Origin of the sequence: Paenibacillus tyrphae, assembly GCF_000722545.1 — a bacterium.
Taxonomy (GTDB): Bacteria; Bacillota; Bacilli; order Paenibacillales; family NBRC-103111; genus Paenibacillus_G; species Paenibacillus_G tyrfis.
Genome location: NZ_JNVM01000004.1, coordinates 478,481 through 483,226 on the forward strand (window position 1 = coordinate 478,481; position 4,746 = coordinate 483,226).

A 4,746-nucleotide genomic window follows, 5' to 3' on the forward strand; every position below is an offset into this window, starting at 1 on the left:
TTTTTTAAGGCGCATCTGTTCGTATCATTCCACAAAAAGTAACGATTCGGCGTAGAAAGCTCAGCAGCCGGCGGGCGTTCGCACCTTCTGGCACATAAGAGCGCACCGGCTGCGTCCTTGGGTTGCGTGGTCTGACTAACGAATTTCTAGACTAGGGGAGTGTCCATGTGAGCGAGAATACGAATCAGCGATTTCCATTAACGCAAGCGCAGCTAAGAATTTGGTACACGGAAATGATGAACCCGGATACCACCTTAAACATGCTCTCTGAATCTTTAAAAATACAGGGAGGACCCCTTGACGTAGATGTTTTAAAGCAGGCGATTTATCATATTATCCGGCAAAATGACGCGTTTCGGATCCGGATTGCGTTTGAAAATAACGAGCCGATGCAATGGTTCGAGCAGCCCGCGAATATTGTTCCCGAATGCGACTATGCGGAGGTTGACGGCTATGCGGAAGCGGAAGCGTGGACGGATCGTTTCAACCTGATTCCCATCGGCATGTTCGAGCCCCGATTGTATCATATTGTGATTCTAAAAGTTAACGAAAACGAGCATTGGGTCGTTTGCAAATTCAATCATATTATTTTGGATGGCATATCTTCGGATACGATGCTCCATCTGGTCATGGAGTATTATATAGAGATTGCAAAAGGCAACGTTCCGGCGCATCGTGCGCAGAGCACTTACCTGGATTACATTAATGCCGACCAGGAATACGGGAAGTCGGACCGTTACCAGAAAGATAAGGAGTATTGGCTGGACAAGTTTCGCACCTTGCCTGAGGTCATGGGGGTAAAATCGTATTCTGCCCATGCCGTAAGCACCGAGGCAAAACGAAAAAGCGTCGTCATTAGCGGTGATTTTTACGAGAAATTAAGGGCCTTTAGCGAGCAGAGCAACGTGAGTTTGTTTACTTTGTTTTTGACCGTATTGTACGTCTATCTGTATAAAGCGACCGGGAATGAGGACATTTCGGTCGGGACGATTTTGGCCAATCGTACCTCGAAGAAAGAAAAAGAGACGCTCGGGATGTTTGCCAGTACGATTGCCGGCAGAATATCGGTCGATCCGGACCAATCGCTGCTTTCCTTGCTGCATCACGTCTCCAAGGAACAGAAATCGGATCTGCGCCACCAAAAGTACCCTTACAACCAGCTCATTCAGGATTTGAGGGAGACTTATCCGAACAAGCAGGAGGTTCAGGATTTATACCGCGTGTCGATGGAGTACTTGCCGCTCCGGTATGAGCATTACGATAACCTGAGCGTCCGGCATTGCCCTAATTTTGGCGGCCATGAAGCGGGAGATTTTCTCGTGGACGTGTACGATTCTATCGATGATCGTCTGATCGACCTGCACGTCAGCTACCGGGCCCAATTGTACGATGACGGCGAAGCATCCCGGCTGGTCGACCAGCTGCTTGCCATTGTCAACCAAATGTTGGATCGGCCTGATCAGACGCTTCGCGAGCTATCCCTGCTGAGCGACAAAGAGAGAGAAAACATTTTGACCCGCTTCAATCCTTCTGCCGTAGACGATTCGCAGGAGCAAATGCTGCATGTGCGTTTTGAAGAGCAGGCGGCGAAGACGCCGGAGCACATCGCCGTCGTCGATAAGGACAAGCCGTTGACCTACGGAGAGCTGAACGAGCGGGCGAACCGGCTCGCCGGTGTGCTGAGAGACCGCGGAATTGGCCGGGAATCGATCGTCGGTATATTGGCCGACCGCTCGACGGAAACACTCGTCGGCGTGATGGCGGTATGGAAAGCGGGAGGGGCCTATGTACCGCTCGATCCCGATTATCCGCAGGACCGGATCCAGTTCATGCTGGAGGACAGCGCATCGACCGTGCTGCTGACGCAGACGGGGCTCAAAGACCGCGTACAGGCTTGGCTGGCACAGGATGCTGCGCTGCAGACCGTGCTCTGCCTCGATGACGAAGCGTTGTACGCCGGCGATCCGGCGAATGTGCCGAACGTGAACGAGCCGCACGATCTGGCCTACGTGATCTATACGTCGGGCACGACGGGGCGCCCGAAGGGTGTCATGATCGAGCACCGCAGCCTGACGAATACGGCGGCCGCCTACCGACGGGAATACCGGCTTGACGAGTCCCCGGTGCGGCTGCTGCAGCTCGCCAGCTTCTCCTTCGACGTCTTTGTCGGGGACGTGGCGCGGACGCTGTATAACGGCGGGACGATGGTCATTTGCCCGAAGGAGGACCGGATCGATCCCGCCCGCATGTACAGGTGGATTCGTGATTACGGAATTACCGTCTTCGAATCGACGCCGGCGCTGATCGTTCCGTTCATGGAATATGTTGCCGAGAACGGCCTGGATATGAGCTCGATGAAGCTGCTCATCACGAGCTCGGACAGCTGCAGCGTGACGGATTACCAGGTGCTGCAGGAGCGCTATGGCTCGCAATTCCGCATTATTAACGCTTACGGTGTCACCGAAGCCGCCATCGATTCCAGCTTCTATGACGAGCCGTTGTCGAAGCTGCCGGATACGGGCAACGTGCCGATCGGCAAAGCGTGGCTGAACGCGAAGTTCTATATCGTCGACTCGCAGATGAATCCCGTGCCTGTAGGATTTCTCGGAGAATTATGTATCGGCGGCATCGGGGTGGCGCGTGGATATTTGAACCGTCCCGAGCTGACGGCAGAGAAATTTGTGGATAGCCCGTTTGCGTCGGGTGAGCGTTTGTACCGTACAGGAGACTTGGCACGCTGGATGGAAGACGGCAACGTAGACTTTATCGGCCGGATCGACTACCAGGTGAAAATTCGCGGTTTCCGCATCGAGCTCGGCGAGATCGAAAGCGCGATGCTGCGTTTCGAAGGCGTCAAGCAGGCGATTGTGGTCGACCGGACAGACGAGCGGGGGCAAAAATATTTGGCGGGCTATGCCGCAGCCGAAGAAACGTTCAAGCTGGACGAACTGCAGACTTATTTGAAACAAACCTTGCCTTCGCACATGGTTCCTTCGCGATTGATGAGGCTGGAGCGGTTACCGCTGACGCCAAACGGCAAGATCGATCGGAAGGCGCTGCCGGTTCCGGACGGGATCGTGCAGACCGGAGCGGAGTACGAAGCGCCAAGCAAGCCGCAGGAAATCAAGCTGGCCGGGATCTGGCAAGATGTGCTCGGCCTGGAGAAGATCGGCTTAAACGATAATTTCTTTGATCTTGGCGGCCATTCGCTGCGCGCAACTATTCTGGCGAGCAAAATACAGAAGGAAATGAATGTGGAATTTCCGATGAGGGACGTGTTCCGCTTCTCTACGATGGGGGAAATGGCCCAGGCGATCGCCAAGATGGAAGAGAGCCTGTACGAATCTATCCCGGCGGTGGAGGAAAGGGAGTACTACCCGGTATCTTCCGCCCAGAAACGGCTTTACATTTTGCGTCAATTGGACGGAGCGGAGCACATTTACAATATGCCCGTTGCGCTGATCATTGACGGACAGTTGGACCGCGAGCGCGTGGAGCAAGCTTTTCGCGGATTGATTGCGCGCCACGAGGCTTTGCGTACCGGCTTCGAGCTGGTGAACGGGGACCCGGTGCAGCGCGTATACCGCGAAGTGGAGTTTGTGCTGGAGAGCGGGCAAGCGGGTGAAGAGGAAGCCGGGGAAATCATTCAGCAATATGTCCGTCCGTTCGATTTGGAGCGGCCGCCCTTGCTTCGGGCAGGTCTGATTTCGCTCGGCCGGGAACGGCAAATTTTGCTGTTCGACGTGCATCACATCGTTTCCGACGGGATTTCCTTGAACATTTTATTGGACGAACTGATCCGGCTGTACCATGGGGAAGAGCTAGCACCTTTGCGGGTACAGTACAAGGATTATGCGGTATGGCAGCAATCCGATGCGCAGCGCGAACGGATGAAACGGCAAGAGGCTTATTGGACGAGCGCATTGGACGGCGAGCTTCCCATGCTGGAGCTGCCGACGGATTTTGCAAGACCGTCCGAGCGCAGCTATGAGGGAGACGAGCTTCGTTTTGTCATGGACAAGGCGAAAGCCGAAGCACTGCAGCAAATCGCCGAAGACACCGGCGCTACGTTATACATGCTGCTGCTGGCTGCTTATACGATTTTGCTGCATAAATATTCGGGGCAGGAGGACGTGATCGTCGGAACGCCGATAGCGGGCAGGACGCATGCCGATGTGGAGCCGATCGTCGGAATGTTCGTCAACTCGCTCGCGATTCGCAGTTATCCGGCGGGTGACAAGCCGTTCCTCTCCTACATCGAGGAGATTAAGGAAACGACGCTTCAGGCCTTCGAAAATCAGGATTACCCGCTGGAAGAGCTGCTCGAAAAAGTTCAAGTCGCATGGGATCAGGGACGAAATCCGTTGTTCGATACGATGTTTGTGCTGCAAAATGCGGACGACCACATCACGCATTTCGGCGAGCTGCCCGCAGAAGCTTATGCGTTTAAGCATACGATCGCCAAATTCGACCTGACCTTGGAAATTACGCTGGAAAACGGCGCGTTGAACGGTCTTTTTGAATATTGCACAAAATTGTTTAGCGAAAATATGATCGACAATTTCGCTCAAGATTTCAATGGGGTTCTTTCCCAGATTTGCGAACACCCTTATATCCTAATCAAGGATATAGCCTTGAGCGGAAACTCGGAGCAGGAGGAGATTTCGGCCGAAGCGATCGATTTTGTATTCTAAACAAACCTAGACTGTTCATTATGGAAGGAGATATAGAGAAGCGATGAAGGTG

The 4,746-nt window shown here is 53.7% G+C and carries 1 protein-coding gene; it reads left to right on the top strand.

All coding sequences use genetic code 11. The features are described 5' to 3' along the window. Window positions 1-167 precede the first annotated feature (167 nt). On the top strand, window positions 168-4,694 hold the full coding sequence (locus ET33_RS36235; RefSeq protein WP_051775117.1) for a non-ribosomal peptide synthetase: 4,527 nt from the start codon (window positions 168-170) through the stop codon (window positions 4,692-4,694). Window positions 4,695-4,746 lie beyond the last annotated feature (52 nt).